Below are 23,014 nucleotides of genomic sequence, written 5' to 3'. Positions count from 1 at the left end.
CCGTTATCATAGGCGCTCTTAGGGCTAAGAGCCTTATGAGATGACAAGATAAGACAGTTGTATCATATGGATATGGAGAAGTTGACCTATGTCGTTGTTTCGCGCGTTTAAAGCTAAGTTATTTAATACCAAAGAAAAAAGCTGCGCCCATCAAGACATACCTCTTCAAACTTCTCCCAATCCCGCTCCTCTCACATCCAGTACCTTCAAACCCTATTTTAGTCTTGCCATTCAAGCGACTCCGGCGCAAGCCACTCATTCAGAAACCCATGAAGAATTTACCCGCCACAACTTCGACAGCCCGCAAACGATCGAACTGCTAGGTTGGGAGCGAGAGCATGAATCCTGCACCTTTCACGAGACCCAATTTGACCGCATCGAGATACACGGCCCTGTGCAAGATTTTTATCTCGGTCAGGATAAGACCTGTAGCCTAGTGCTGGATTCTGATGCAGCGACAACTCAAGCCCGCTGGCAAGTGGCACTGGTAAACCCGCAGGAATTAGTGATCTGCCGTTTTTATATCGATGCTAGGTACAGAGTACAAGGCGATATGCAGGACTTCGGCAGTCTCACTGGCAAACTGCAACGGACATTCCACCAGATTGAGACAGAGCAAGGTCAGAATCTACTCAGAATCGTCACCCAATCCCCCAACCTCACTCAGGCCGTCGATTGCAATTACTTTGGTGAGCGCAACGGCATCACTCGCCAATTCAATGCCTTAGGTGTATTGCAGTTCGAAGGGCATTTTATTGAGGAGCAACAGCTCGGGCGCCAGACTTGGTATGACAATGAAGGCAAAATCAATCAAGTCGAGGAGCGCCACGCCGAGGGAATGTTACTGACCCGCTACTATAGCAATGGTCAGATAAAAGAAACCGCCGAAAAGGATAGCGAAGATAATTATATCAATCAGTTAACTCGCTATTATGAATCAGGCGCACTGTGGCTAATACGCCCCATGCAGGCGGGAAAAATCCATGGCACAGAGCATATCTACTATGAAGATGGCAAGCTGCAGGCCGAGCTAACCTATGACATGGGGGAATTGGTTAAAGAGCTTTGGTACCATACCAACGGCAATCTTAGGCAAGAAGTCCATCTCGATGCCGCGGGCAAAAGCCTCGAAACCTATTACGAAGATGGCCAACTCGCCTGGCGAGAACACCTCAATCCACAGGGGTTAAATTGCGGTCTACGTCAGGAATGGCACCCCAATGGCGTGCTGGCAAATCAACTCAATTTTGTTGATGGCGTTGCCCATGGCAACAGCGAGAAATGGTATCCGAACGGACAGCTTGAACAATGCATCCCCTTTGAAAATGGCCATGAGCAGGGGCTTGCCACTTGGTACCATGAAAATGGTCAACTCTCCCTTGAGATTTACCTTGAAAAGGGTCTAAGAGAAGGCCTTTTCCGTAGCTATTATGCAAGCGGCGTATTGTCAGCTGAGGGCCAATATCAGCGTAACCTCTCCATCGCGCCCTTTATCGAGTACTATGAAAACCAGCAAATTCAAATGTATTTGCCCCACACTCAAGGCAATCGCGATGGCACGGCCCGCTGGTTTTATGAAGACGGTACTATCAAGACGATTGCTGAATATTTTGTCCGCGACGGCCAAGGTTACCTTAAGGAAAGCTCCTCCTATAACCAGCAAGGGGTTCTCGAATCCTTTGAGAGCCACTCCAATACCCGTTGTGGCTATCTTCTTGAGGATAATCAACGGGAATATTATCAAACGGGCCACCCTGACACTCGCATCGAATACTATGAGGATGGGGCTATCCGTTGGCTGCTCACTCGCATAGACGAGAACCTATTCAGCTCAAAAGCCTTTTCAAAACAAGGCGAATTGCTCGAGTCTGGCTTTGTGAAAGTGATAGAGAACGATTATCAGGATGTCGGCCACTGGCAACGTTTTACACCGCAAGGCCAACTGCAGCGCGAAGCCTGGCTCAGTGACGATGGCAAGCTCAATGAAACCCGTCACTATTTTGATGCCGCCGAGCAGCAACAGACGATGGCAGCGGAAACCAAGGTCGATGACAGCAACATTGTCGAGGCAATGGCTAAGTCTAACGATACTAAGGAGCCACAAACATCGGCGCCTATCCTTAGTTACCATTTGAAATTTGACCCAGATAGCCAACTCTATGCCATGAAACGCTATCATCCGAATCGTCAAATCGCCGAAGAAGGCAACTTACATTTTCGGGGACAAGAGCACTTTTGGGTGGGGATCCACAATCAGTACGATAAACAAGGCCGACTCGAATTATCCGAAACCTATACGATGAATGGTGAACCGATAGAACAGTCCAGCGGTTCAAATCATAGGGTCTTGAATTGATTGAATGTCAGCAAGTCAATTAGGCGATGACCTGCTGATAACTCTATCGCAAAAGTAAGGGTTAGAGCGCGAACGTCGCTATGGTCTTTTGGATCCCCACCACATCGGTGCCGCGTTTGAGCTCTTTGACCAGAGGATCACTTTGGCCAGAGATCCAGATCCTAAGCTCGGTATCCATATCGAAATGGCCTGTGGTTTCCACTTCAAAATGGGTGATGGATTTATAGGGTACTGAGTGATAGCTAGTTTTCTTGCCCGTCAGTCCTTGCTTATCGATTAAAATCAATCGTTTGTTGGTAAATACAAACAGATCTCGGATCACTTTATAGGCCAGTTTTAATTCTTCCTGAATCCCCATTATTGGGCGCAACTCTTCGGCCAGTTCCTGTAAATCGACCTCTGATGCATTCCCCAGTAACCCATCTAACAATCCCATGCTGACATCCTTTATTATTGAAGTTTTTCAATAAAATATCCTGTAGTTAACCAAGTGGCAACATAGAGAGCGGCAACGGCGCTAAAAACAAAAAGGGAGCATTGAATACTCAATGCTCCCTTGAAAACCATTCAAGCCTAAATTAAACGGCTTTTTGACCGCGAACCTGACGGTTTTCACCGACGACCATCATCTCGCATTTTGGACAATCGAAAACTAACTTAAGCACATCGTTACCTATCTCAAGCACCATAGGATCCGCCTTAATGCCCGGCACTTCCTTAGGACAGAGATTGAAGTTAAATCGCAGGCAATGCTTAGTGATCATTAACGGCACATCTTCGGTCACGCCGTTTTTCTCGTAGGTGTCCTGAATTTCAATCACGCCATGGCGTTGATAAAAGTCCTTCGCCTTTTCGTTTGCCACGTTACCCAAGTAACTTAAGTGTTTGAATGGATAGACGGCATCTTGATTATATTTCCAAGGTTTTGGACGCTGGTAACCTTCAACACGGGCAAGTTCTAATGCTGCGACTGCATCACGGCGCAGGCCGTTGAGGACAGATGCAGGCAGGAACCAAGGCTCGGCGGTTTCGATACTGATCTGGCGCGCTGTAAAATCGGTACTGCCCAGTTTCGACAATTGAGTACGGATAGTCTGCAAGGTTTTTTCTGCGTCGGTGGCGGGCGTTTTTTCGACTGCAAGCTCAACCGTTGCACTGAGGCCGTAAATATCCGTTAAGGTCAGCGCCACGCCCGTAGCAGTATCGGTTAAACGCATGTCGACGCCGATAATACGCTTGGCTGACTCCTTAGAAAGTAAAGTCTCGAAGGCTTGGTTATGGTTACGGTATAAGGTCATACCGACACGCAGATCGCGCGGCACCTGCAATACATGCAGCTTATGACCTTCGGCTCGGTTAACACGCAGTCCCTGCAATTTGTCATCGGACTGTTTGGCCATCGCATAGTTTGGCGGGAAATACGCTAAACCATCGCCGTTATTAAACTCGTGGGTTGAACTGACTTGAATAAAGTCTTTGCCGATGGCGACCACTTTACCCACATCTTGCCCGATATATTTTGGCGAGCGGAAGTCTTTAATCCCTTGGCTACGCTCATTCACAAAGTAATCTGTGCTGCCACGGTTAAAGGTTTTTTCAGGATCCGGAGTAAAAGTATGTTCAGTACGGCCATGGGATGACGCTACAAACTCAGGGCGACGCGCCATAATGGCATCGAGCTTTTGACGATAATGGGCGGTCACGTTTTTAACGTAACTTAAGTCCTTTAAACGCCCCTCAATTTTGAAGGAGCGCACACCGGCATCAATCAAGGCTTCGAGGTTATCGGTTTGGTTATTGTCTTTTAATGAAAGTAAGTGCTCATTTTGCGCCAACACATCCCCTTGGCGAGTCTTAAGATTGCCCGGCAGACGACACATTTGCGAACATTCGCCACGGTTTGCACTGCGGTTACTGAAAGCATGACTTAAGTTACATAAGCCGCTGTAGGCCACACACAGGGCGCCGTGAATAAAGAACTCAATCTGCATATTGGTGTGAGCCGCAACCTCACGGATTTGGCTTAAGCCTAACTCACGCGCCAACACTACTTGTGAAAAACCTACTTGCTCTAAGAATGCGACTTTCTCGGGATTACGGTTATCCATTTGCGTACTAGCATGCAGCGCAATCGGCGGCAGGTTAAGTTGCAATACACCCATGTCCTGCACAATCAGTGCATCGGCGCCCGCGTTATACACATCCCAAATCAGCTTTTCAGCGGTTTCGAGTTCATCGTCCATCAGAATAGTGTTAATGGCCACAAACACTTGCGCATGATACTTATGAGCAAAAATACACAGACGGGCGATATCTTCCACACTATTACCCGCGGTCGCACGCGCTCCGAATGCGGGACCACCGATATAAACCGCGTCGGCACCATGGCGAATGGCTTCAATGCCATAATCGGCATTTTTTGCAGGCGCCAATAACTCTAAGCGGTTATTAACGTGAGAAAGTGTCTCAGGTGTGTAAATCTCTGGCTGGCTCATACTTCACTGGCTCAAAATGAACAATCACGAAAAAGGTGACGAGTATAACAAAAACTCAAATCCAGCTCTATCTGCAAATCATTTTTCGCTGGATTAAAGCGAGGCGAGATAAGGAGCAGAGACAACAAACTTGCACCCCAGAGCCGAGCAGAGTATCTTTGCCGCGCATTGTTTAATAGGCGCGATTATGACTGATTTTATTTACCAACCACCGACAACTCCCTGGCTCGATGTGCTTTACCAAGATAAAGACATTATCGTGGTCAACAAACCTTCGGGATTATTGTCCGTGCCAGGTCGCGATCCCGCCCATTACGACAGTGTTTACGCCCGGGTAAAAGCCGAGCATCCCCATTGCCAAATAGTCCATCGCCTCGATATGGCGACCTCAGGTGTCATGGTGGTTGCGCTCATTCGTAGCGCCGAGCGCGAGCTAAAACGCCAATTTCACGATAGAGAAACCAGCAAAACCTATCTCGCTCGGGTGGCTGGTCATATCAAAAACGATACTGGCAGTGTGGATTACCCGCTAATCTGTGACTGGCCCAATCGCCCAAAACAGAAGGTTGACCACGAAATAGGTAAACCCTCATTAACTCACTTTGAGGTGTTAAGCCGCGCCAAACGCTCGACTCTCGTTAAGCTAAAGCCGATTACTGGACGCTCACACCAACTCAGGGTGCATATGATGGCACTTGGGCATCCTATTCTCGGCGACGGCTTTTATGCCGATCCGCTGGCAAAATCCTTAGCACCGCGATTATTACTCCACGCCGCAGAACTGACCATTAAACACCCTTATACGGGTGAGAGCATGACGTTCAGTGCCGATGCCCCCTTTTGTGAGCCAGAAGGTGAGCAATGATCACTAAAAACAATAAAAACACCTAAAAGCAGTAGCCATTCACCATAAAAGAACGTAACTTTATGACAATTCATTATGTTATAGAGAGTTTATTTATGGAAACCGCATTTCAGCGCGATCAGCTTGATAACCATATCCTCGAAGCCTTAATGCAAGACGCACGCACCCCGTTTGCCGAGCTTGCCAAACGTTTCGGTGTGAGTGCGGGTACTATCCATGTGCGTGTCGAGAAAATGAAACAAGCAGGGATTATCACCGGTGCCCAGATCACCATCAATCCCAAGGCCCTTGGGTACGATGTCTGCTGTTTTATTGGAATTAATCTCAAAAGTGCTGGCGACTACCCCGCCGCCATCGCCAAGCTAAATGCCCTAGAAGAAGTGGTAGAAGCCTACTACACCACAGGCAACTACAGCATTTTTGTCAAAGTCATGTGCCAATCCATCGATGGCCTGCAACACGTGCTGATTAACCGCATCCAATCAATCGACGAAATTCAATCGACTGAAACCCTTATCAGCCTGCAAAACCCTATCACAAGAGCGGTGAAGCCTTAGTTACGGCTCTCACAAAAAAGCCTTCAAACAGAATGCTACATCGCAAAATGATGACTTAAGTCTTTTTTCTACCAAAAGTGTTAACCGTACGACACTTTTGTGTTACAACTTCATTGCTAGCCATTAAATGCGCAGCATAACAATAACAATTTAGCTACACGGTGCTGTTGTCAGTACCAAAAGCATTAATTGACAAGGAATGAAGTTGTGAAGACAAAATTATCTATCGCTATCTCGGCGGCACTATTATCAAGTGCAGCAGTTGCTAACAGTGGGTTCATTTTTGAAACTTACTCACCAGAAATCACCGCTCAAGACCAATATACCAAACCTAAACTAGCTGGAACTAACCTTACTGCTCCACAACGTTTTATCGTTGAAATGGAATCACCAGCTCTAGCCAAATATAAGGGTGGCATTGGTTCTTACGCTGCGACAGCCACAACTCAGAAGGGACAAAAGCTAAACGTTCAGTCTTCCGAAGTGAAGAGTTATTCAAACTACCTAGCAAAAGAGCAAAACAATTTTGCAGCAGCTTTAGCCAAGACTATTCCTAATGCTAAAGTAGAGCGTCAATTTCAAACCTTATTCAATGGTGTCACTGTAGTTGGTCAAGGTCTAACCGCTGACACTTTGGCAAAAATGCCTGGCGTGAAATCTGTTTATCCAGAAACCATGTATGACATCAGCATGGATGCCTCACACCAAGTGATTAACACCCAAGCAATGTGGAATGCTGTTTCTGGTATGGAGAATGCTGGTAAAGGTATTCGAGTTGCGGTCATTGATGGTGGTATCCGCCCTGAAAACCCAATGTTCGCCGATGCTGGCTTTAGTGCACCTAGTGGCAATCTGCCAAGCGACGACTACTGTTCAACCGTAGATGCCTCATTCTGTAACAACAAACTGATTGTTGCCCGTTGGTCACAACCAACATTCCAAGTTTGTCCTAATGAATATATGAGCCCGCTGGGTTATGGAGGTCACGGTACCCACGTTGCAGGCACTGCGGTAGGTAACAAAGTTTCGACTAGTTACAAAGATATTCCAGTTGAATTGTCGGGCGTGGCACCAGCCGCCTACCTTATGGTCTACAAGGCACTGTTCAGCAAAGCTGACTGTAGTGGCGGTAGTGGTTCTAACATTATGCTGATGGAAGCGTTAGAACACGCAGTGAATGATGGCGCCGATGTTATCAACAACTCATGGGGCGGTGGTGCAGGCGGCGATCCTGCGAGCAGCCCATACAAAACCATGTTTGAAGCCGCAGAAGCGGCTGGTGTAGTAGTAGTAACCGCAGCAGGTAACGACGGTAATGGCTCACAAACCATTGGCTGTCCAGGTTGTATCGAATCCGGTATCACGGTAGCTAACACAACAACTGGACGTTATTTTGCTAATAGCTTCAATACAGGTGGTGATGATCTCTTAGCTATACCTAGCTCAGATGCTAGCTTGATCGCAGATATTACTGGCAATGTTATTGCCGCAAAAAATTTAGATGCTGAAAATGCAAATGGTTGTAACGCTTTTGCGCAAGACTCTTTTAAAGACGGTATTGCACTAATCTCCCGCGGTGAGTGTAATTTCACATTGAAAGCAGCAAATGCCGAAGCCGCTGGTGCTAAAGCTGTTGTTGTTTATAACAACGCAGCAGGTGCACCAATTACCATGTCAATGCCTGGTGATAATTTCCCCGCTGTCATGATTACTAAAGACGCTGGTTTAGCCATTATGAATTCAATGGGTGAAACAGCAACGACTGGAACAATTGTCGCGAAAACAAAACGCATTATGGTTCCGGAACTTGCAGATAACCTTAATAGCACTAGCTCTCGCGGCCCAGATGGTAACCAAAATATCTTAAAGCCAGATATTGCTGCTCCTGGCACAAATATTCTATCCGCATTCTCACCTGACGATGGCGGTGAAGATTTTAACATGATTTCAGGTACCAGTATGGCAAGCCCGCACGTTGCTGGCGCTGCAGCACTAATGAGCCAACTGCATCCCGAATGGACTGCAAATGAGATTAAAACGGCCCTGATGTCTACCTCCAAAATCAGCGATGTACTCGATGATGATGCGATGACAGCTGCAACTCCGTTCGATATGGGCGCTGGCCGCTTGGATTTAGATGCAGCGGCTAAAGCGGTATTAACCTTCGATAAAGGCTCTGTTGCATCAGACTCTTGCGTGGGAAAATGCACTTTCACTCGAACTGTGTATAGCAAGAGTGATGTAACCACAAACTGGAACTTAGCAGCATCAGCTGACAGCATCGGCATCACTGTGTCTCCTGCAACGCTTGAGTTAGCAGCGGGCTCTTCAGCGACAATCACTGTCACTGTAGATTCAACTTTTGCTAAATATGGCGAATGGATCTTTGGTAATGTGATGATTAGCAGCGCTGAAGGCTTACAGGATGCACACTTGCCCTTGGCAGTGTTAGCAAAAGAGTCTAGCGATGCCTCTTTAGTAACCACTTACACAACAAAAACAGATATCACTTCAGGCGATGTGATCCCCGTTGTGGCAAGTGTAAACAATTCTATTTTTGAAAACACTGTGACGATTAATGCGCAAACGCCGAAGGGGACTAAATTGACCTCCAAGGACGACGTAACTGTTTCTTTATCCGGTGCCACACAAAATGGTTTCTCGATCAACGAAGAGCTGGGGCTAATGACCTGGGTTGGTAGCTTAGCACTGCCAAAAATGAACACAATCAAGAGTGCTCAACGCTTCCCAAGTATCGTGGATTTAGGTGTTAAGCCTATAACCTGTACTGCTGGTTGTGATGAAAAGTCATTTACCTACACAGTACCAAGCTTTAAGTACAATGGTGTTAGCTATAACCAAATTACCTTTTCTGACAACGGTATGGCAATTGTTGGCGGTGGCAACACAAGCGGAACTTATACCAATCTACCACTCCCCAATAGCGCAAATCCAAACAATATCCTTGCACCATTCTGGTCTGATTTTGATTTATCGGACGGCAGCACTGGCGATACTGGTGGTGGCAATTTAGCCATTAGCGTTTTAACAGATGGTTCAGGCGCTAAATGGTTAGCCCTCGAATGGTACAAAGGTCAGTTGTACGATGATCAATCTGGTTCAGCCTATACCTTTAGCATCTGGATTAAGACAGGTGATACAGAAGAAGTCGTATTTAACTATATCGATATTCCGAACATGCCATCCAATGTTTCTATCGGCGCAGAAAACATTGGCGGCACTATTGGTGCAACTTACCATTACAATGGCAGTGGTGACACAATGGCGAGTGGTAGTTCATTAGCCCTGAAGAATACTACAGCGGGTAATGTCACCATCAATTACAGCACTAAAGCGACCGAGTTGAATATGGGTCAAGCGGATAGCATCGAAACCGATGAAGAAGCCTTAGTCTCTATCGACGTATTAGCAAACGATACCCAAGCAGATAAGAAAGTTGCCCATGCAAATATTTCTGGCGATGGTATGACTGCTAAAGCCTTACGCATTATCGATGTCATGCCTCAAGGCGTGTTAGGTGAAGTGAAGCTGGTTCAAGCCCCAATGCACGGCAGTGCCGTCGTTAACGTAGATGGCGGCATTGATTATACGCCTGAACTGGACTTCGTTGGTACAGATACCCTAAGCTACACAGCAACCGACGAAGCAGGTAATACCGGCGCAGAAGCTGTTGTGACAATTACAGTTAACAATGTCAATGATGCACCACAGGTTCAAGCTGAAGGCTCAACTGGTGTTGAAGGGTCAACTGTAACTGCAACTGCAACTGGTACTGACGTTGATGGTGATGAACTGACCTATAACTGGGTACAAACCAGTGGTACAACCGTCGAGTTTACTAACAGCGGTAATAGCATCAGCTTCGCAGCACCAAGTGGTGCGCAGGATCTGACGTTCACAGTTACTGCATCTGACGGTGCATTGGAAAGTGAACCTGCAACTGCGACTGTTAAAGTCACCGCTAAACCTGTGGTTGTTGAAACACCAGAGAAGAACGACAACGGTGGTGCTCTGGGTTGGTTAACTGCCTTGTTATTACCTCTGGCGGCAATGCGTCGTCGTATGAAGTAAGCAGTTCATCTATAAACAAAAGGGAGTCTATATGACTCCCTTTTTTATTGTGTAGATACGTAGGATCTCGATGGTATCAACAAGAACCGGATTACGAACGCAGGCCTATTCCCCGCGAGATGAGGTAATACGCAACGCCCCAAAGTACGGCACAAAAGCCCACCATAATGCCAATAGAAAGCGGAATGCTGATATCGGCAAAACCTAAGAAACCGTAACGGAAGACGTTGATCATATAGACCACAGGGTTCAGTGCCGAAACGCCTTGCCAAAAGGATGGCAGCAACGACAGTGAATAGAATACTCCGCCGAGGTAAGTTAAGGGCGTGAGCACAAACGTCGGGATGATGCTGATATCATCGAAACTCTTGGCAAATACCGCATTAATTAATCCCCCTAAGGAGAACAGCACTGAGGTTAAAAATACCGTCATGACCACAAGGCCCGCATGGTGCAAGCTGATGTCGACAAAGAACATGGCGACTAGCGTGACAATTAAACCAACGCATAAGCCCCGAGCGACACCGCCCCCCACATAGCCTGCGATCATCACATAATGAGGCACGGGTGCGACCATTAACTCCTCGAGATTACGCTGAAATTTCGCGCTATAGAAAGAGCTCGCCACATTCGAATAGGAGTTAGTAATTACCGACATCATGATTAAACCTGGCGCGATAAACTCCATATAAGATACGCCACCCATATCGCCAATGCGGCTACCGACCAAGTTACCAAAAATCAAAAAATACAAGGTCATAGTGATCGCTGGCGGAACTAGAGTCTGGATCCAGATCCGGGTAAAACGATTGATTTCCTTAGTTAATATGCTTTTTAAGGCGATAAAATACAGCTGTTTCATGCCTTAGCTCCTTGGGTTTTCTTCACTAACTCGACGAAGAGTTCTTCTAAACGATTGGATTTGTTACGCATCGACAAAACCTCTACCTTAGCGGCGGTTAACTGCGTAAACACATCATTGAGATTGTGATCCTTTGCCACATCCACCTCTAAGGTATGCGGATCGGTTAAACGGCACACCATGCTATCGAGTGTGGGGGCGACATCGATATCGCGGCGTAGGTCGAGGATAAAGGTTTCGAGATTCAGCTTACTCAACAAGGCCTTCATGCTCGTGCATTCCACCAGCACGCCCTTATCGATAATGCCGATATTGCGACAGAGCATTTCTGCTTCTTCAAGGTAGTGGGTCGTCAGAATGATAGTCACGCCCTGCTGGTTAATTTGCTTGAGGAATTCCCACATTGAGCGGCGTAGCTCAATATCGACCCCTGCCGTTGGCTCATCTAAGATCAGTAACTTAGGTTCGTGCATCAGGGCGCGGGCAATCATTAATCGCCGCTTCATTCCCCCAGAGAGTGTGCGAGATTGGCTGTTGCGCTTATCCCACAAATCCAGCTGGCTTAAGTATTTTTGGGCTCGCTCAAGAGCCACGGCCTTAGGCACGCCATAATACCCCGCCTGATTCACGACGATTTGCAGTACCGTTTCAAACTGGTTGAAGTTAAATTCCTGTGGCACTAAACCTATGCACAGCTTGGCTTCCTCGAGCTGCTTATCGATATCAAAATCAAACACCTGCACAGAGCCAGCGGTTTTCTGCACCAAGGAGCTGATAATACCAATAGTGGTCGACTTACCTGCGCCGTTCGGGCCGAGTAGAGCAAAAAAGTCTCCCTGTTCAACGGTAAGGCTAATCCCCTTTACCGCTTCTACACCGCCTTTGTAGGTTTTTTTTAGCCCCTCGAGTACGAGAGCATGGGCATGATTGGCCATAGTGCTACCTGATCCTAAAAGAATGAACAAAACAATAAGATGGTGTCGAAAACAGCAAATGCAACACGCTAGGCTGTATAAAAACGAATTATGGCTCTAGTTGATTGAATCAATACAGATTAATTTATTAAAAATAACTAGGGCGTGTTGACGTTTCGAGATTAAATTTTGTTCGCTCTGGCAAGCTCGTGCTCGCGAAACGAGGAATGATGTGTAGTTATTCTACTCAAATGACGAGTGACAAAGAGCAAGGGCTTGCCAGACGAACCCTTCGGGCAGCATTTGGCTGACGTTTCTGCTGCGTTATCGTCCGTTTATGTAGAATAACTACACTGCACGGACTTTGCCTTGCATAAAAGCCAGCCAAATTGCTGCAAAAATAACCCTGAAACGTCAACACGCCCTAATAGATCACCAAACGCGGATACGTGACCCCAAACAACATTTGCGTAGCCAACTTTCGGCACAAAACAAAACTCCCGCCTAGGCGGGAGTTTGAGTCATAACGCATCGGGCTTATTCGAGCGGCACCACTTTGGCGATATAAGGCAAGTTGCGGTATTGCTCAGCATAATCGATGCCGTAACCCACAATAAACTCGTCGGGGATCGTAAAACCGATAAAGTCGACTTTAACATCCACTTCACGGCGCTCGGGTTTATCCAACAGAGTGCACAGGGCTAAGCTCTTTGGCTCACGCAATAACAGCATTTCGCGCACTTTGTTTAAAGTGTTGCCCGAGTCAATTAAGTCTTCCACAATCAGCACGTCGCGGCCCGCGATATCCGATTGCACATCCTTCAGCACTTTCACATCCCGTGAGCTGGTCATGGCATTGCCATAGCTCGAAACCGACATAAAATCGATTTCAACATGGCCTTTAATACGGCGGCACAGATCAGCCATAAATACGACTGAACCTTTTAACAATCCCACCATCAGCAAACGCTCGCTGTTGGCATAGTGGGCATTGATTTGCTCGGCCATTTGATCCAATTTTTGGCTGATCTCTTCGGCGGAGATCATCACTTCGGTGGTGTGTTTCATATCAGTCTCAATTGTCGATGTCATTGGGGGAGTGTTTGTCATAGCCCCAGCGACTCGTTAATGCATGGTCAACGCCCAAATGATCGAGGATTCGAGCGACCATGAAGTCTACCAGATCTTCTACGGATTTGGGATTATGATAAAAGCCCGGTGACGCCGGCATGATAGTAGCCCCTAAGCGCGATAGGGTTAACATATGCTCTAAGTGTATGGCATTAAAAGGAGTTTCCCGCGGAACCAAGATCAGTTGCCCGCGCTCTTTTAATACCACGTCCGCCGCCCGTTCGAGCAAATTATTGCTCATGCCGGTGGCAACAGCCGCCAGAGTCCCCGTCGAGCAAGGGCAAATCACCATTTGTTTAGGGGCTGCACTGCCTGAAGCTGGCGGCGAAAACCACTCATCTTTGCCTAATACCACTAACTCGCCAGATAAAGTGATCTTCTTCTGTGCCAGCACCTCGAGCAATTGTGCCTTGGCTTTATCGCTGTTCGCACTAAGCTGCAAGCCATGCTCAGTGGCCAGCACCACACGGGCTGCGCTTGAGATCATTAGAAATACTTGATAGCCCGAGGCCAACAAGCACTCTAATAACTTCAAGCCATAGGGCGCGCCCGAGGCACCGGTCCAGGCTAAGCTAATGGCTTTATCAGATTTGGCATAGGCCATATTAGTCCGCCTGCTGAACAAACTGTGGGCTCACTTCGAGCGCCGCCAACAGTTTCTTATGTAAGCCGCCAAAGCCGCCGTTACTCATTACCACGATAGTGTCACCCGCTTTTGCCGAGGCAGAGACTTTAGCCACAACATCATCAATTTGATGCAGAACAGTCACAGGGATCACCGCAGCTTCCATCGCCTCTTTCATGTTCCAATCGATAGTATCAGCTTGATATAAAAAGGCTTCGTCCGCTTGCAGCATGGAATGAGCCAGCGTGTCTTTGTGCACCCCACTCTTCATCGTGTTCGAGCGCGGCTCTAATACGATAGTGATTTTGCTTTGACCAACCTTGGCACGCATGCCCTTAATGGTGGTCGCAATCGCCGTTGGATGGTGAGCAAAATCATCGTATACACTCACGCCGTGAACAGTACCTAGCAGCTCCAGACGACGTTTCGGCGGCACAAAGCGAGTTAATGCCGCGATAGCAGCACTCGGTTTAACCCCAACATGGCGCGCGGCCGCGATGGCCATTAGCGCGTTTTCGATATTGTGCTGACCAATCAGCGCCCATTCGAGCACACCTTGGGATTCGCCGTCGAAGAAGACTTCAAACTCGTGGCAATCATCACTTAAAGCCTTAGCATGCCAACCCTTAGTCACCTCAGCGGTGTGGAAGGTCTCTTGCTCGCTCCAGCAGCCCATCTCAATGGTTTGTTTTACCGCGTGGGAATCGGCAGGCCAAATCACTTTGCCTTGCCCTGGCACGGTACGGATCAGATGATGGAATTGTTTTTGGATCGCCGCTAAATCGGCAAAAATATCGGCATGGTCAAATTCGAGGTTATTGATCACCAGCGTACGGGGATGATAATGCACAAATTTAGAACGCTTATCGAAGAAGGCGCTGTCGTATTCATCGGCTTCGACCACAAAAAACGCCGATTCCCCTAAACGGGCCGACACGCCAAAGTTTTGTGGCACGCCGCCAATCAAGAAACCGGGTTGATAACCGCAATCCTCTAGGATCCACGCCAGCATGCTTGAAGTGGAAGTCTTTCCATGGGTACCAGACACGGCTAACACCCAACGCTCAGGCAGAATATGATCGGCTAAAAACTGTGGTCCAGAGGTGTAAGGGATCCCAAGGTTTAATACCGCTTCGACACAAGGATTGCCTCGGCTCATGGCATTACCAATCACCACAAGATCGGGATAACTACCCGCTTCACCTAACTGACTTGGATCAAAACCTTGAATGAGTTCAATACCTTGCTCTTCAAGCTGCGTACTCATCGGTGGATAGACGTTGGCATCCGAGCCTGTCACTCTGTGCCCTTTTGCCCTAGCCAAGAGTGCTAGGCCACCCATGAAGGTTCCACAAATTCCTAAAATATGTACGTGCATACCGCTCGCTCTGATGTTTTTGAATTCAAGGCTATTCTAATCCATAGCACAGCAGATTGGCAGGTTAGGATCTCGGAAAAGCCACTTGTTTGGCAAAGATACTGATAGAGAAAGGGATTTTTACAATTGAGTGAAGTTTAGCTAACAGAATTGTGCCACCAAGCTCACTTATCCGCGCAAGCTGGCATAGAGCTTTGGATATTGACTGCGATGGCGATTAAAGAGGAACTGACGCAGGGCTTCTCGCTCTTCGGCTTCGGCCTGAAACCTGACAATCGCTAGTCCTTGCTCGTGGCGAATCGGCTCGATTTTAACCCGCATGGTTTCACCATCGGGTAACTGTAACTGCAGCTCTTGGCTATCGACCAATTGCTCAAACTGCTGCTGGGATTTAGCACGAATCGCCATGCCAGAACTCGACAAAGACACCACAGACCATTGTTCGCCCTGATCTTGGTCAAAGATCCACACATCTTCTGGCTGAGTCAGACGCCAACTCCGCTCCGCCCCAGTGGCGTCGAACACTTCGGGAACACCTAAGGTGGGCTGCAATTGGCCAAAATCATCGAGGCGCATCTCTAAGGGAAACCAAAGTTTATAGGGGCCGACTTCGGCCAGCAGGGTCAACTTGGCCTTACCCAAAAGCGAGGCCAGTGCTTGCGGCACATCGGTTTTGACCGTTAATACATGGTTAACCAAGGGCTCAGAATGAGCATCCTCGGCGTTATGGGTTATGCGATTAGGAGAAAATAGCTCTCTAAAACAAGCTAATTCCTCTAAGGTTAAATGCGGCTCATCAACCATACTGCAACCTACTCAGATGAATCCCTTGTACAAAAAATTACCACCAAAGCATGAGCCTGTACATTTTTTCATCTATAAATTTGCAAAAAAAGAAAAGTAGGCTAGCAAGGCTAAGGTCTGACTCCTATTAGCCATTTGCACTATTTAGTGAAGATTAACCACTCGTTGAGCGCTGCTGATTCGCGTATTGAGCTAAATCACTCATCCTTTTGCTGACTGGCTGGAGGCGCGAAGAGGATTTTACAGCGCTCCGAGAATGTCAGCCCCCGCGCCGTCACCTCGCTGAACATATCGCGCCATTCGCTAAAGGTCACTTTAAGTGGATTGAAACTGTTGACGGGTTTAGTGATCCCGTAAATCACTGTCTCGCCCTCGGGTACAAAGGTACCGAAGAGTTTGTCCCAAATAATTAAAATACCGGCGTAATTTTTATCGATATATTGTGGATTACGCCCATGGTGCACCCTGTGGTGGGAAGGCATATTAAACAGCCATTCTAAGGGGCCAAGTGTTCTCACCGCTTGGGTATGCACAAAAAACTGCAATCCCAAGTTCAATAGCACCACAAAAACCACCCAATTAGGGTCGAAGCCTAAGATCACCAGCGGCAACCAAAACACCCACATACCAGCGAAGGGATACATCAAACTCTGGCGAAAGGCGGTGCTGAAGTTCATATTTTCCGAGCTGTGGTGCACCACATGGGCCGCCCACATCCACCGCACTCTATGGCTCGCACGGTGGAACCAGTAATAGCAAAAATCTTGGGCAATCATCAGCAGCACAAAGCTGAGTGGCCCCATTTGAATATCGAATAATTTCCAACCAAATACCGCTAGGTACAACTTAGCGATCAGCAAACCCGTGAGGATATCCGCGCCTTGGTGCATGGCGGCGAGACTAAAATTACACAGCACTTCCTTCGTGTGGTAACGGGCACTCACTGGCAGTTTTTGTCTTCTGTCGCCGAAATACCATTCCAGCAAAATGCAGACAAAAAACAGTGGAGCCAATACCAGCAGCAACACCTCGGGATGATTGATTAACGCGGCGATATCCATATACCCTTATCCTATTGTTATTATTGTATTAAAGCGTAAATCGCCTACCAGCGGGCGTAATGGTCCTCGGTCAATCCCAACACATTATTGAGTTGGAATTTACGCCCCTGGTTGTCAATGATAAAACCGCTAAAAAGCCCCAGATATTGGCGGAAATTACTTTTCAGCAAGATAAAATTGCGTTTCTCACTGCGGCAATTTCGCGCCGTAAACTCTAAATCGACGCGGCCATCGTGACTATGAATACGCCAGAGATCTGTGCCCTGCTGACCATGACGGTCAAACTCAAATTGCACAGGTCCGAGTAAATGCCGCTCGCCATTGATCCAAAACACGTTTTCATTGGCACCGGTTTCATTAACACCCGCAGCAAGATTTAATCCAATCACCCCTTCATCAATTTGGGCATTGATGGATGCCCAGCGCCAGCTGGTATCTCGGCGCATAAAGCCCGCGGAAAAATCATAACCTGCGAGGGCAAAATTCAATGGTTGCGGTTCATGGTCTATGGTGAGTTGTCCTTTGACCGATAAGCCATTGTGTTTTTGGGTATAGGTCCAGCCGTTGTATCCCGTGGGACTACACATGGCCATAGGTAAACTTAAAGGTAAGGCATGCAGGGTTAAATCGGCTTGAATGCTTTTAGTATCAATGACTAAATGCCAATTACCCTCTTGGATCTTAAAGGTCACGCTAGCGCCTTTACCGCCGATTGCGGCAACCCCGTTGGCGGGTGAAGGCGTCATCCGGTAGCCAATCCCAAAGGGTTTCAGCCAGTCATATTGAGTTAACCTATTGTTTTTAATGTCATATAAATAACAGAAACCACTTCCCAGATAAGCGATATCCGCCAGTGCAATGCCAATGATGTAGCGCGGCGTGATAATCGAAATAAACTGGAACTGCTTAAAATCAAACCGTTTTGCCCAGGCCGATGCGGGCTTGTCCATGGTATCGAAATAGGCAAAATCCGCTAAACCTAAGCTACCGACTATGCCATCGAAATGGCCGAAATGTGGCTGACCTTTGGCATTGATTAAACTGTCGGGGGCGATTTGGGTAATAATCCTAGACATAAACTCGCCTTTGCTTGTGCACTCGAAGGAGCATTTATGCTCTCTTATTTAATGTTGAATTTTTACTCTAACCTGTCGCCCATTGCATTAAAAGAGTGCAAGCTCAAATTGTTGTGATTTTGTTGCCGGCAAGAATTCGGTTTAATCCCACCAGCGGATCATAAAAAAAGCGCCCTAAGGCGCTTAATCGACACAAACTTATCCGCAAATTGATAGCGAATGCTTCCGTAAACCTAAGTCGTTAGAAACGATAACTCATGCCAAAGTTTACCCCTTGTAGCTCGAGTTCTTTCATTGGCACATATTGGTATTCAAGGTTTAGCCCAAAGCCCGACTGAAACCGATATTGCCAACCGACCGCGCCGTAAAAACCTACATCGTCCGAATCCATCTCTTGCTTATCCATCTCATAACTCACTTGGGTGTAAGCAGCGCCGAGTTTGGCGTACAGACTATTACCACGGGAGAGCGCATATTCGCCGTAGGCGGTAGATCTAACACCTTGGAAACGTAAATCTTTTATCTCGCTGAATGTATTAACGAGCGCACTTGCCACACCACCAGAGCCCGTTAAATACCCTGCTTCAACGCCAAAGTTGCCGTTAAGCATATAGCGATAATAAAAGTCGCTGGTGAAGGTATCGCCCGCATCATATTTGCCGCTCTTAGTTTCAAATTCTTGAGTGCCATAGCCTAAGCTGCCACCCAACACATGGGGAGAATCGCCGGCATTCGCCTTACCCACAACCGCCCCGCTAAACAGAGCGAACGACAACAGCCAAGTATTAATTGTTAAGTATTTCATATTGTTTAAATTCAGTATTCAGATGTTGGCACATCATAACCTTTGCACCTGTATAAGGACTGAACCCGAGTGCATTGTGGTAACAGGGGGGATTTCTGGTATGCTGTAGCCACTTTTTACTTGCATGAGATCCCCCATGAAAAAGTTATTATTGACGCTGACTTTCCCCCTGCTCTTCGTGGGCTGCGCGAGCCAAAATCCAACTCATATGGCATTTAGCCCACAGGTTCCCGATATTAACCAACAGACCAACAGACCCGTACAGATCTCATTGGATACCATTGATACCCGTAACGTCGAGTACGTGGCGCGCTTTATCGAAGAAGGCACTAAGACTCGCCTCGTCGGCCCGAGTGAGCCACCTAAATTATTACTCGATGAAGTTTTCCGTAACGGTTTTACCCAAGCGGGCTACCAGATTGACCCAAGCGCGACCAACTCTGTGCAAGTTCAGTTAGAAGAACTGCAAATGGATGTCACCAAAAAGACCTTCGGTTATGAGGCCAAACACAGCGTGCTGATTGCCGTGCAAGCCCGCAATTCCAGTCAAGAATTAGTCAAACGCTATAAAGCCAAGGGCACTTTAAAAGGCCCGTTAACACCAGACTTTGCCACTCTAGAGCTGGATATGAACAAGTTACTCGGCCAACTCACAGGGGAAATTTTGAATGACCCTGAGTTAAACCAGTTCCTGCAACAATAATAGTGCTAATCGATAATTAATAAGGAAATCATAATGTTTCGTTGGATATCTGCACTCTTAGTTCTCTGTGCCAGCTATAGCAGTTGGGCAGCAATCGACATTCAACCCGATACCTTGTATCCCCAAGTCGAGTTTGATACCAGCCTAGGTAAGATTGTGGTTGAACTCGATAGAACCCGCGCACCGATTACCGTCGATAACTTTCTGACCTATGTAGTCAAAGGCGAGTACAACAACACGATTTTCCACCGTATTATCAGTGACTTTGTCGTTCAAGGTGGCGGACTAAACCCACAATTAGAAGAATTACCTGCAGGAAAACCGATAGTTAACGAGTCTGGCAACGGCTTATCCAACAGCATGGGGACTATTGCGATGGCGCGCGACAACGATCCCCACTCGGCTACCCGCCAGTTTTACTTCAACGTGGCGGATAACACTAAGCTGGATCCATCCAAACGTCGTTGGGGTTATGCGGTATTTGGTGAAGTGATTGAGGGCAAACAAGTGCTGGAAGCCATGGCAGTGGTCGAGACCACGACCAATGCAAAACTCAATTGGCCCGATGTGCCAGTGACACCTATCATATTGAAAACAGCTAAATTACTGCCGAAAAAATAATCGAAAAAAATTTGATCAAAAGCCCTAATCCTCTATCTATACTCAAAAGGCAACAGAAAGGAGGCAAGGGTGACGATTGAAGAATTTATCGATAATAAAGCGCCCCAGCTTGCTATGTATGGCAAAGCATTTTTGAGTGACGAGCTCGATTTCCATGAAGTCCAGCTCTATCTTTGGGACACACTCGAGGAATGGCAATTACTCATTCCAAGTAGTGAAGCGCAAACAGAAACAGAAACCGTGTTTTGGCATTTGCTCCATAGTTTTAACAAGTGGCCAGACTGGGTGATCCGCGGCAATCAGTACCTGTGTCAGCAGTTACATGCGTGCTGTGACTTCCTTAGTTTAGGAGGCCAAATGCCCTCAGGGTGCGTTGGTATTCGACCTTGAGTAATACACTCTCTAAAGACTCAGCTTGCTGGGTCTTTTTATTTTCCCTCTGCCGCACAGAAACCCATCGAGCATCATAAGGATACGTATTAATCCTTGAATCCCACCGCATCTTACCCGTAAGCTAGGCGGATTCGACTCCTCGGCTCATGCTTATGTTCGTAATCGGTTTAAATCGGCGCATCTTAGAATTCTTTAGCGTTTACTACCATAAGCGCGTGTTGATACTGTTGTTACTCGGCTTTTCTGCTGGCCTGCCATTAATGTTGGTCTTTTCAACCTTGTCTTTTTGGCTGCGGGAAGCAGGAGTAGACCGTACATCTATCGGGTATTTCAGTTGGATAGCGCTGGCTTATGCCTTCAAATGGGCCTGGTCGCCCTTGGTGGACAGATTATCTCTGCCCATACTGACGCGCTTTTTAGGTCGTCGGCGCAGTTGGATGTTGTTCGCCCAACTGCTATTGGTCGGCGCGATTTTGGGTATGTCCTTTAGCGACCCACTGCAAGATCTCGAACGCTTGGCCGTATTTGCCCTGATGGTCGCCTTTGCATCCGCCACCCAAGATATTGTGATTGATGCCTTTCGTATCGAATCTGCCCCCGAAAAAATGCAGGCCGCGCTTGCTGCCGCCTATCAGGTGGGCTATCGCAGCGCCATGATTGTGGCGACCGCTGGTGCGCTCAGCATCGCCGCTTGGGTTGAGCCAGGCAATACCGAATATAACCTGCTCGCTTGGCAAACTTCCTATTTGGTGATGGCAGGACTGATGTTTGTCGGGGTGTTAACAACGCTTTTTAGCCGCGAGCCACAGGTCGATACCCGCGCCGCCGATGAGACCGAATTAGCGGTAAAACAACGCTTGAGCGAGCGTTATCCCAAGCCCGTTGCGGCGAGTCTCTCATGGATTTATACCGCCAGCATACTGCCCTTTATTGACTTTTTTAACCGCTATGGCCGTAGCGCCATTTTGATTCTTTTGCTGATTTCTTGCTATCGCATTTCGGATATCGTGATGGGGATTATGGCCAACGTGTTCTACGTGGACATGGGATTTAGCAAAGAAGAAATTGCTTATCTGAGTAAGATCTATGGCCTTATCATGACCTTAGTTGGCGCAGCCTTTGGCGGTATCCTATTAGCCCGCTTCGGCACCATGAAGATTTTATTCCTTGGCGCCCTCTTGGTCGCTGTCACCAATTTGCTATTTGCTTGGCAGGCGATGATTAGTTACAACGTCCAATTTTTAACCTTTGCGATCTCGATCGATAACTTTAGCGCCGGTATTGCCACCGCCGCCTTTATCGCTTACCTCTCGAGCCTCACCAGCAGCGGCTACAGTGCGACCCAATATGCGCTGCTCTCCTCGATTATGTTGCTCTTCCCTAAGTTTATTGCTGGCTTCTCGGGCGCCTATGTCGATGCCTATGGCTATGTAAACTTCTTTGTCGCCGCCAGTGTGATTGGTTTTCCCGTGTTACTGCTTATTCATTTAGTGAATAGATACGTGCCCCATGGCAGCAAAGATAACGCCGAATCTAAGCAATAAAAAAGCCCCTCGCCTTTGATAGCGAGGGGCTTTTGAATGTCTATCAGCACACTGACTCAAGGTGAATCAAATGCTGGCTAGGCTTTGCGATTAATCGCGGAAGTTATTGAACTGGAAAGGCTGACCAAGATCCGCTTGACGCACTAACGCCATCACAGCTTGTAAATCATCGCGGGCTTTACCCGTCACACGCACTGTGTCGCCTTGGATCTGAGATTGCACTTTAATCTTGCTATCTTTGACCATCTTAACGATTTTCTTGGCGATATCCGTCTCGATCCCCTGCTTAAAGCGCACTTTCAGGGAGAAGGTTTTGCCACTGTGAACCGACTTTTCGTCGACATCCATAGTCGAAGGCTCAACGTTACGCTTGCTCAATTGGGTACGCAGAATATCGACCAACTGCTTGCACTGGAAATCATCTTCCGCGGTGAGAGTCACCACATGATCTTTATATTCGATGCTGGCATCTTTACCACGAAAATCGAATCGGCTGCTGAGTTCACGGCGGGAGTTTTCGACCGCGTTACGTAATTCAACCTCATCCACTTCAGACACAATATCAAATGAAGGCATAGTTGCCGCCCCTTAGGTGATTGTAAATGCCCATAGTTTACCGACTCCCTCCCCCAAGTTGAAGGTTAACTTTGCCCAAGCAAGATAAAACTCGGGTTATGGATGACTTTGGCGGCACATTTTCCTATTATGGCGTCACACTAAGATAATCAAATT

20 protein-coding genes are annotated in these 23,014 nt (G+C 47.4%); 8 read left to right on the top strand and 12 right to left on the bottom strand.

Going from position 1 to position 23,014, the window contains the following annotated elements; all coding sequences use genetic code 11:
* Window positions 1–88: 88 nt before the first annotated feature.
* A complete protein-coding gene (locus N5E87_RS04060) occupies window positions 89–2,356 on the top strand; it encodes a toxin-antitoxin system YwqK family antitoxin (RefSeq protein ID WP_126512442.1) in 2,268 nt (755 codons plus the stop codon).
* A 61-nt stretch (window positions 2,357–2,417) separates the two neighbouring features.
* Here the strand turns inward: N5E87_RS04060 and N5E87_RS04055 are convergent, their stop codons facing one another.
* Both N5E87_RS04055 and N5E87_RS04050 read right to left on the bottom strand, forming a co-directional pair.
* A complete protein-coding gene (locus tag N5E87_RS04055; RefSeq protein ID WP_279775096.1) occupies window positions 2,418–2,792 on the bottom strand; it encodes a PH domain-containing protein in 375 nt (124 codons plus the stop codon).
* Window positions 2,793–2,934: 142 nt separating this feature from the next.
* Entirely contained in the window at window positions 2,935–4,851 is a 1,917-nt protein-coding gene (locus N5E87_RS04050) for a U32 family peptidase (RefSeq protein ID WP_086902045.1), read from the bottom strand.
* 187 nt (window positions 4,852–5,038) lie between these two features.
* Between N5E87_RS04050 and rluA the strand changes: the two genes are divergently transcribed.
* The 3 genes from rluA (at window position 5,039) to N5E87_RS04035 (ending at window position 10,365) form a co-directional block, all read left to right on the top strand.
* Entirely contained in the window at window positions 5,039–5,716 is a 678-nt protein-coding gene (gene rluA, locus N5E87_RS04045; RefSeq protein ID WP_011625286.1) for a bifunctional tRNA pseudouridine(32) synthase/23S rRNA pseudouridine(746) synthase RluA, read from the top strand.
* Between the two features lie 95 nt (window positions 5,717–5,811).
* Entirely contained in the window at window positions 5,812–6,273 is a 462-nt protein-coding gene (asnC, locus tag N5E87_RS04040) for a transcriptional regulator AsnC (protein ID WP_011073571.1), read from the top strand.
* A 207-nt stretch (window positions 6,274–6,480) separates the two neighbouring features.
* A complete protein-coding gene (locus N5E87_RS04035) occupies window positions 6,481–10,365 on the top strand; it encodes a S8 family serine peptidase (RefSeq protein ID WP_279775095.1) in 3,885 nt (1,294 codons plus the stop codon).
* Window positions 10,366–10,456: 91 nt separating this feature from the next.
* Here N5E87_RS04035 and N5E87_RS04030 read toward each other — a convergent pair whose 3' ends face one another.
* From N5E87_RS04030 to N5E87_RS03990, 9 genes are all read right to left on the bottom strand, one after another.
* A complete protein-coding gene (locus tag N5E87_RS04030) occupies window positions 10,457–11,227 on the bottom strand; it encodes an ABC transporter permease (protein WP_086902043.1) in 771 nt (256 codons plus the stop codon).
* Window positions 11,224–12,162, bottom strand: coding sequence for an ABC transporter ATP-binding protein (locus tag N5E87_RS04025; RefSeq protein WP_086902042.1), 939 nt, complete (start codon window positions 12,160–12,162; stop codon window positions 11,224–11,226). The genes N5E87_RS04030 and N5E87_RS04025 overlap by 4 nt, the downstream gene beginning before the upstream one ends.
* A gap of 516 nt (window positions 12,163–12,678) precedes the next feature.
* Entirely contained in the window at window positions 12,679–13,209 is a 531-nt protein-coding gene (gene hpt, locus N5E87_RS04020; RefSeq protein ID WP_011623888.1) for a hypoxanthine phosphoribosyltransferase, read from the bottom strand.
* A 7-nt stretch (window positions 13,210–13,216) separates the two neighbouring features.
* Window positions 13,217–13,876: a UbiX family flavin prenyltransferase gene (locus tag N5E87_RS04015; RefSeq protein WP_279775094.1), complete on the bottom strand. Its 660-nt coding sequence runs from the start codon at window positions 13,874–13,876 to the stop codon at window positions 13,217–13,219.
* Between the two features lies 1 nt (window position 13,877).
* Window positions 13,878–15,275 (bottom strand): UDP-N-acetylmuramate:L-alanyl-gamma-D-glutamyl-meso-diaminopimelate ligase, encoded by a 1,398-nt coding sequence (gene mpl / locus N5E87_RS04010; protein WP_264889397.1) that lies wholly within the window; start codon window positions 15,273–15,275, stop codon window positions 13,878–13,880.
* A gap of 168 nt (window positions 15,276–15,443) precedes the next feature.
* A complete protein-coding gene (locus N5E87_RS04005; protein WP_279767127.1) occupies window positions 15,444–16,079 on the bottom strand; it encodes a hypothetical protein in 636 nt (211 codons plus the stop codon).
* A 197-nt stretch (window positions 16,080–16,276) separates the two neighbouring features.
* Complete coding sequence (locus N5E87_RS04000; protein WP_264889395.1) at window positions 16,277–17,140, bottom strand: sterol desaturase family protein; 864 nt, start codon at window positions 17,138–17,140, stop codon at window positions 16,277–16,279.
* Between the two features lie 44 nt (window positions 17,141–17,184).
* Window positions 17,185–18,216: a DUF2804 domain-containing protein gene (locus tag N5E87_RS03995; protein ID WP_086902037.1), complete on the bottom strand. Its 1,032-nt coding sequence runs from the start codon at window positions 18,214–18,216 to the stop codon at window positions 17,185–17,187.
* Between the two features lie 241 nt (window positions 18,217–18,457).
* Window positions 18,458–19,021 carry a porin family protein gene (locus tag N5E87_RS03990; RefSeq protein WP_086902036.1) on the bottom strand — a complete coding sequence of 188 codons (564 nt, stop codon included), beginning with the start codon at window positions 19,019–19,021 and terminating at the stop codon, window positions 18,458–18,460.
* Window positions 19,022–19,157: 136 nt separating this feature from the next.
* Here N5E87_RS03990 and N5E87_RS03985 point away from each other — a divergent pair, with 136 nt between their 5' ends.
* The 4 genes from N5E87_RS03985 (at window position 19,158) to N5E87_RS03970 (ending at window position 22,282) form a co-directional block, all read left to right on the top strand.
* The gene (locus tag N5E87_RS03985) at window positions 19,158–19,724 is read left to right on the top strand and encodes a YajG family lipoprotein (RefSeq protein ID WP_086902035.1); all 567 of its coding nucleotides are present in this window, start codon (window positions 19,158–19,160) and stop codon (window positions 19,722–19,724) included.
* Window positions 19,725–19,757: 33 nt separating this feature from the next.
* Window positions 19,758–20,345: a peptidylprolyl isomerase gene (locus N5E87_RS03980; RefSeq protein ID WP_011625277.1), complete on the top strand. Its 588-nt coding sequence runs from the start codon at window positions 19,758–19,760 to the stop codon at window positions 20,343–20,345.
* 69 nt (window positions 20,346–20,414) lie between these two features.
* Entirely contained in the window at window positions 20,415–20,735 is a 321-nt protein-coding gene (locus tag N5E87_RS03975) for a hypothetical protein (RefSeq protein WP_086902034.1), read from the top strand.
* Window positions 20,736–20,884: 149 nt separating this feature from the next.
* Window positions 20,885–22,282 carry an MFS transporter gene (locus N5E87_RS03970; protein ID WP_279775091.1) on the top strand — a complete coding sequence of 466 codons (1,398 nt, stop codon included), beginning with the start codon at window positions 20,885–20,887 and terminating at the stop codon, window positions 22,280–22,282.
* 90 nt (window positions 22,283–22,372) lie between these two features.
* Here the strand turns inward: N5E87_RS03970 and N5E87_RS03965 are convergent, their stop codons facing one another.
* Complete coding sequence (locus N5E87_RS03965; protein WP_011623899.1) at window positions 22,373–22,858, bottom strand: YajQ family cyclic di-GMP-binding protein; 486 nt, start codon at window positions 22,856–22,858, stop codon at window positions 22,373–22,375.
* Window positions 22,859–23,014 lie beyond the last annotated feature (156 nt).

It is taken from the genome of Shewanella sp. GD03713 (assembly GCF_029843705.1).
In the GTDB taxonomy this organism is placed as follows: Bacteria; Pseudomonadota; Gammaproteobacteria; order Enterobacterales; family Shewanellaceae; genus Shewanella.
Note: the sequence above shows the minus strand (reverse complement) of the source record. Positions and strands in the feature narration are given on the sequence as shown.

Coding starts and splice junctions, on each gene's coding strand:
- N5E87_RS03995 (WP_086902037.1), bottom strand. CDS start 18,216: ATGTCTAGGATTATTACCCAAATCGCCCCCGACAGTTTAATCAATGCC.
- N5E87_RS03990 (WP_086902036.1), bottom strand. CDS start 19,021: ATGAAATACTTAACAATTAATACTTGGCTGTTGTCGTTCGCTCTGTTT.
- rluA (WP_011625286.1), top strand. CDS start 5,039: ATGACTGATTTTATTTACCAACCACCGACAACTCCCTGGCTCGATGTG.
- hpt (WP_011623888.1), bottom strand. CDS start 13,209: ATGAAACACACCACCGAAGTGATGATCTCCGCCGAAGAGATCAGCCAA.
- N5E87_RS03985 (WP_086902035.1), top strand. CDS start 19,158: ATGAAAAAGTTATTATTGACGCTGACTTTCCCCCTGCTCTTCGTGGGC.
- N5E87_RS03970 (WP_279775091.1), top strand. CDS start 20,885: ATGCTTATGTTCGTAATCGGTTTAAATCGGCGCATCTTAGAATTCTTT.
- mpl (WP_264889397.1), bottom strand. CDS start 15,275: ATGCACGTACATATTTTAGGAATTTGTGGAACCTTCATGGGTGGCCTA.
- N5E87_RS04000 (WP_264889395.1), bottom strand. CDS start 17,140: ATGGATATCGCCGCGTTAATCAATCATCCCGAGGTGTTGCTGCTGGTA.
- N5E87_RS03980 (WP_011625277.1), top strand. CDS start 19,758: ATGTTTCGTTGGATATCTGCACTCTTAGTTCTCTGTGCCAGCTATAGC.
- N5E87_RS04055 (WP_279775096.1), bottom strand. CDS start 2,792: ATGGGATTGTTAGATGGGTTACTGGGGAATGCATCAGAGGTCGATTTA.
- asnC (WP_011073571.1), top strand. CDS start 5,812: ATGGAAACCGCATTTCAGCGCGATCAGCTTGATAACCATATCCTCGAA.
- N5E87_RS04025 (WP_086902042.1), bottom strand. CDS start 12,162: ATGGCCAATCATGCCCATGCTCTCGTACTCGAGGGGCTAAAAAAAACC.
- N5E87_RS03965 (WP_011623899.1), bottom strand. CDS start 22,858: ATGCCTTCATTTGATATTGTGTCTGAAGTGGATGAGGTTGAATTACGT.
- N5E87_RS04050 (WP_086902045.1), bottom strand. CDS start 4,851: ATGAGCCAGCCAGAGATTTACACACCTGAGACACTTTCTCACGTTAAT.
- N5E87_RS04005 (WP_279767127.1), bottom strand. CDS start 16,079: ATGGTTGATGAGCCGCATTTAACCTTAGAGGAATTAGCTTGTTTTAGA.
- N5E87_RS04030 (WP_086902043.1), bottom strand. CDS start 11,227: ATGAAACAGCTGTATTTTATCGCCTTAAAAAGCATATTAACTAAGGAA.
- N5E87_RS04060 (WP_126512442.1), top strand. CDS start 89: ATGTCGTTGTTTCGCGCGTTTAAAGCTAAGTTATTTAATACCAAAGAA.
- N5E87_RS04015 (WP_279775094.1), bottom strand. CDS start 13,876: ATGGCCTATGCCAAATCTGATAAAGCCATTAGCTTAGCCTGGACCGGT.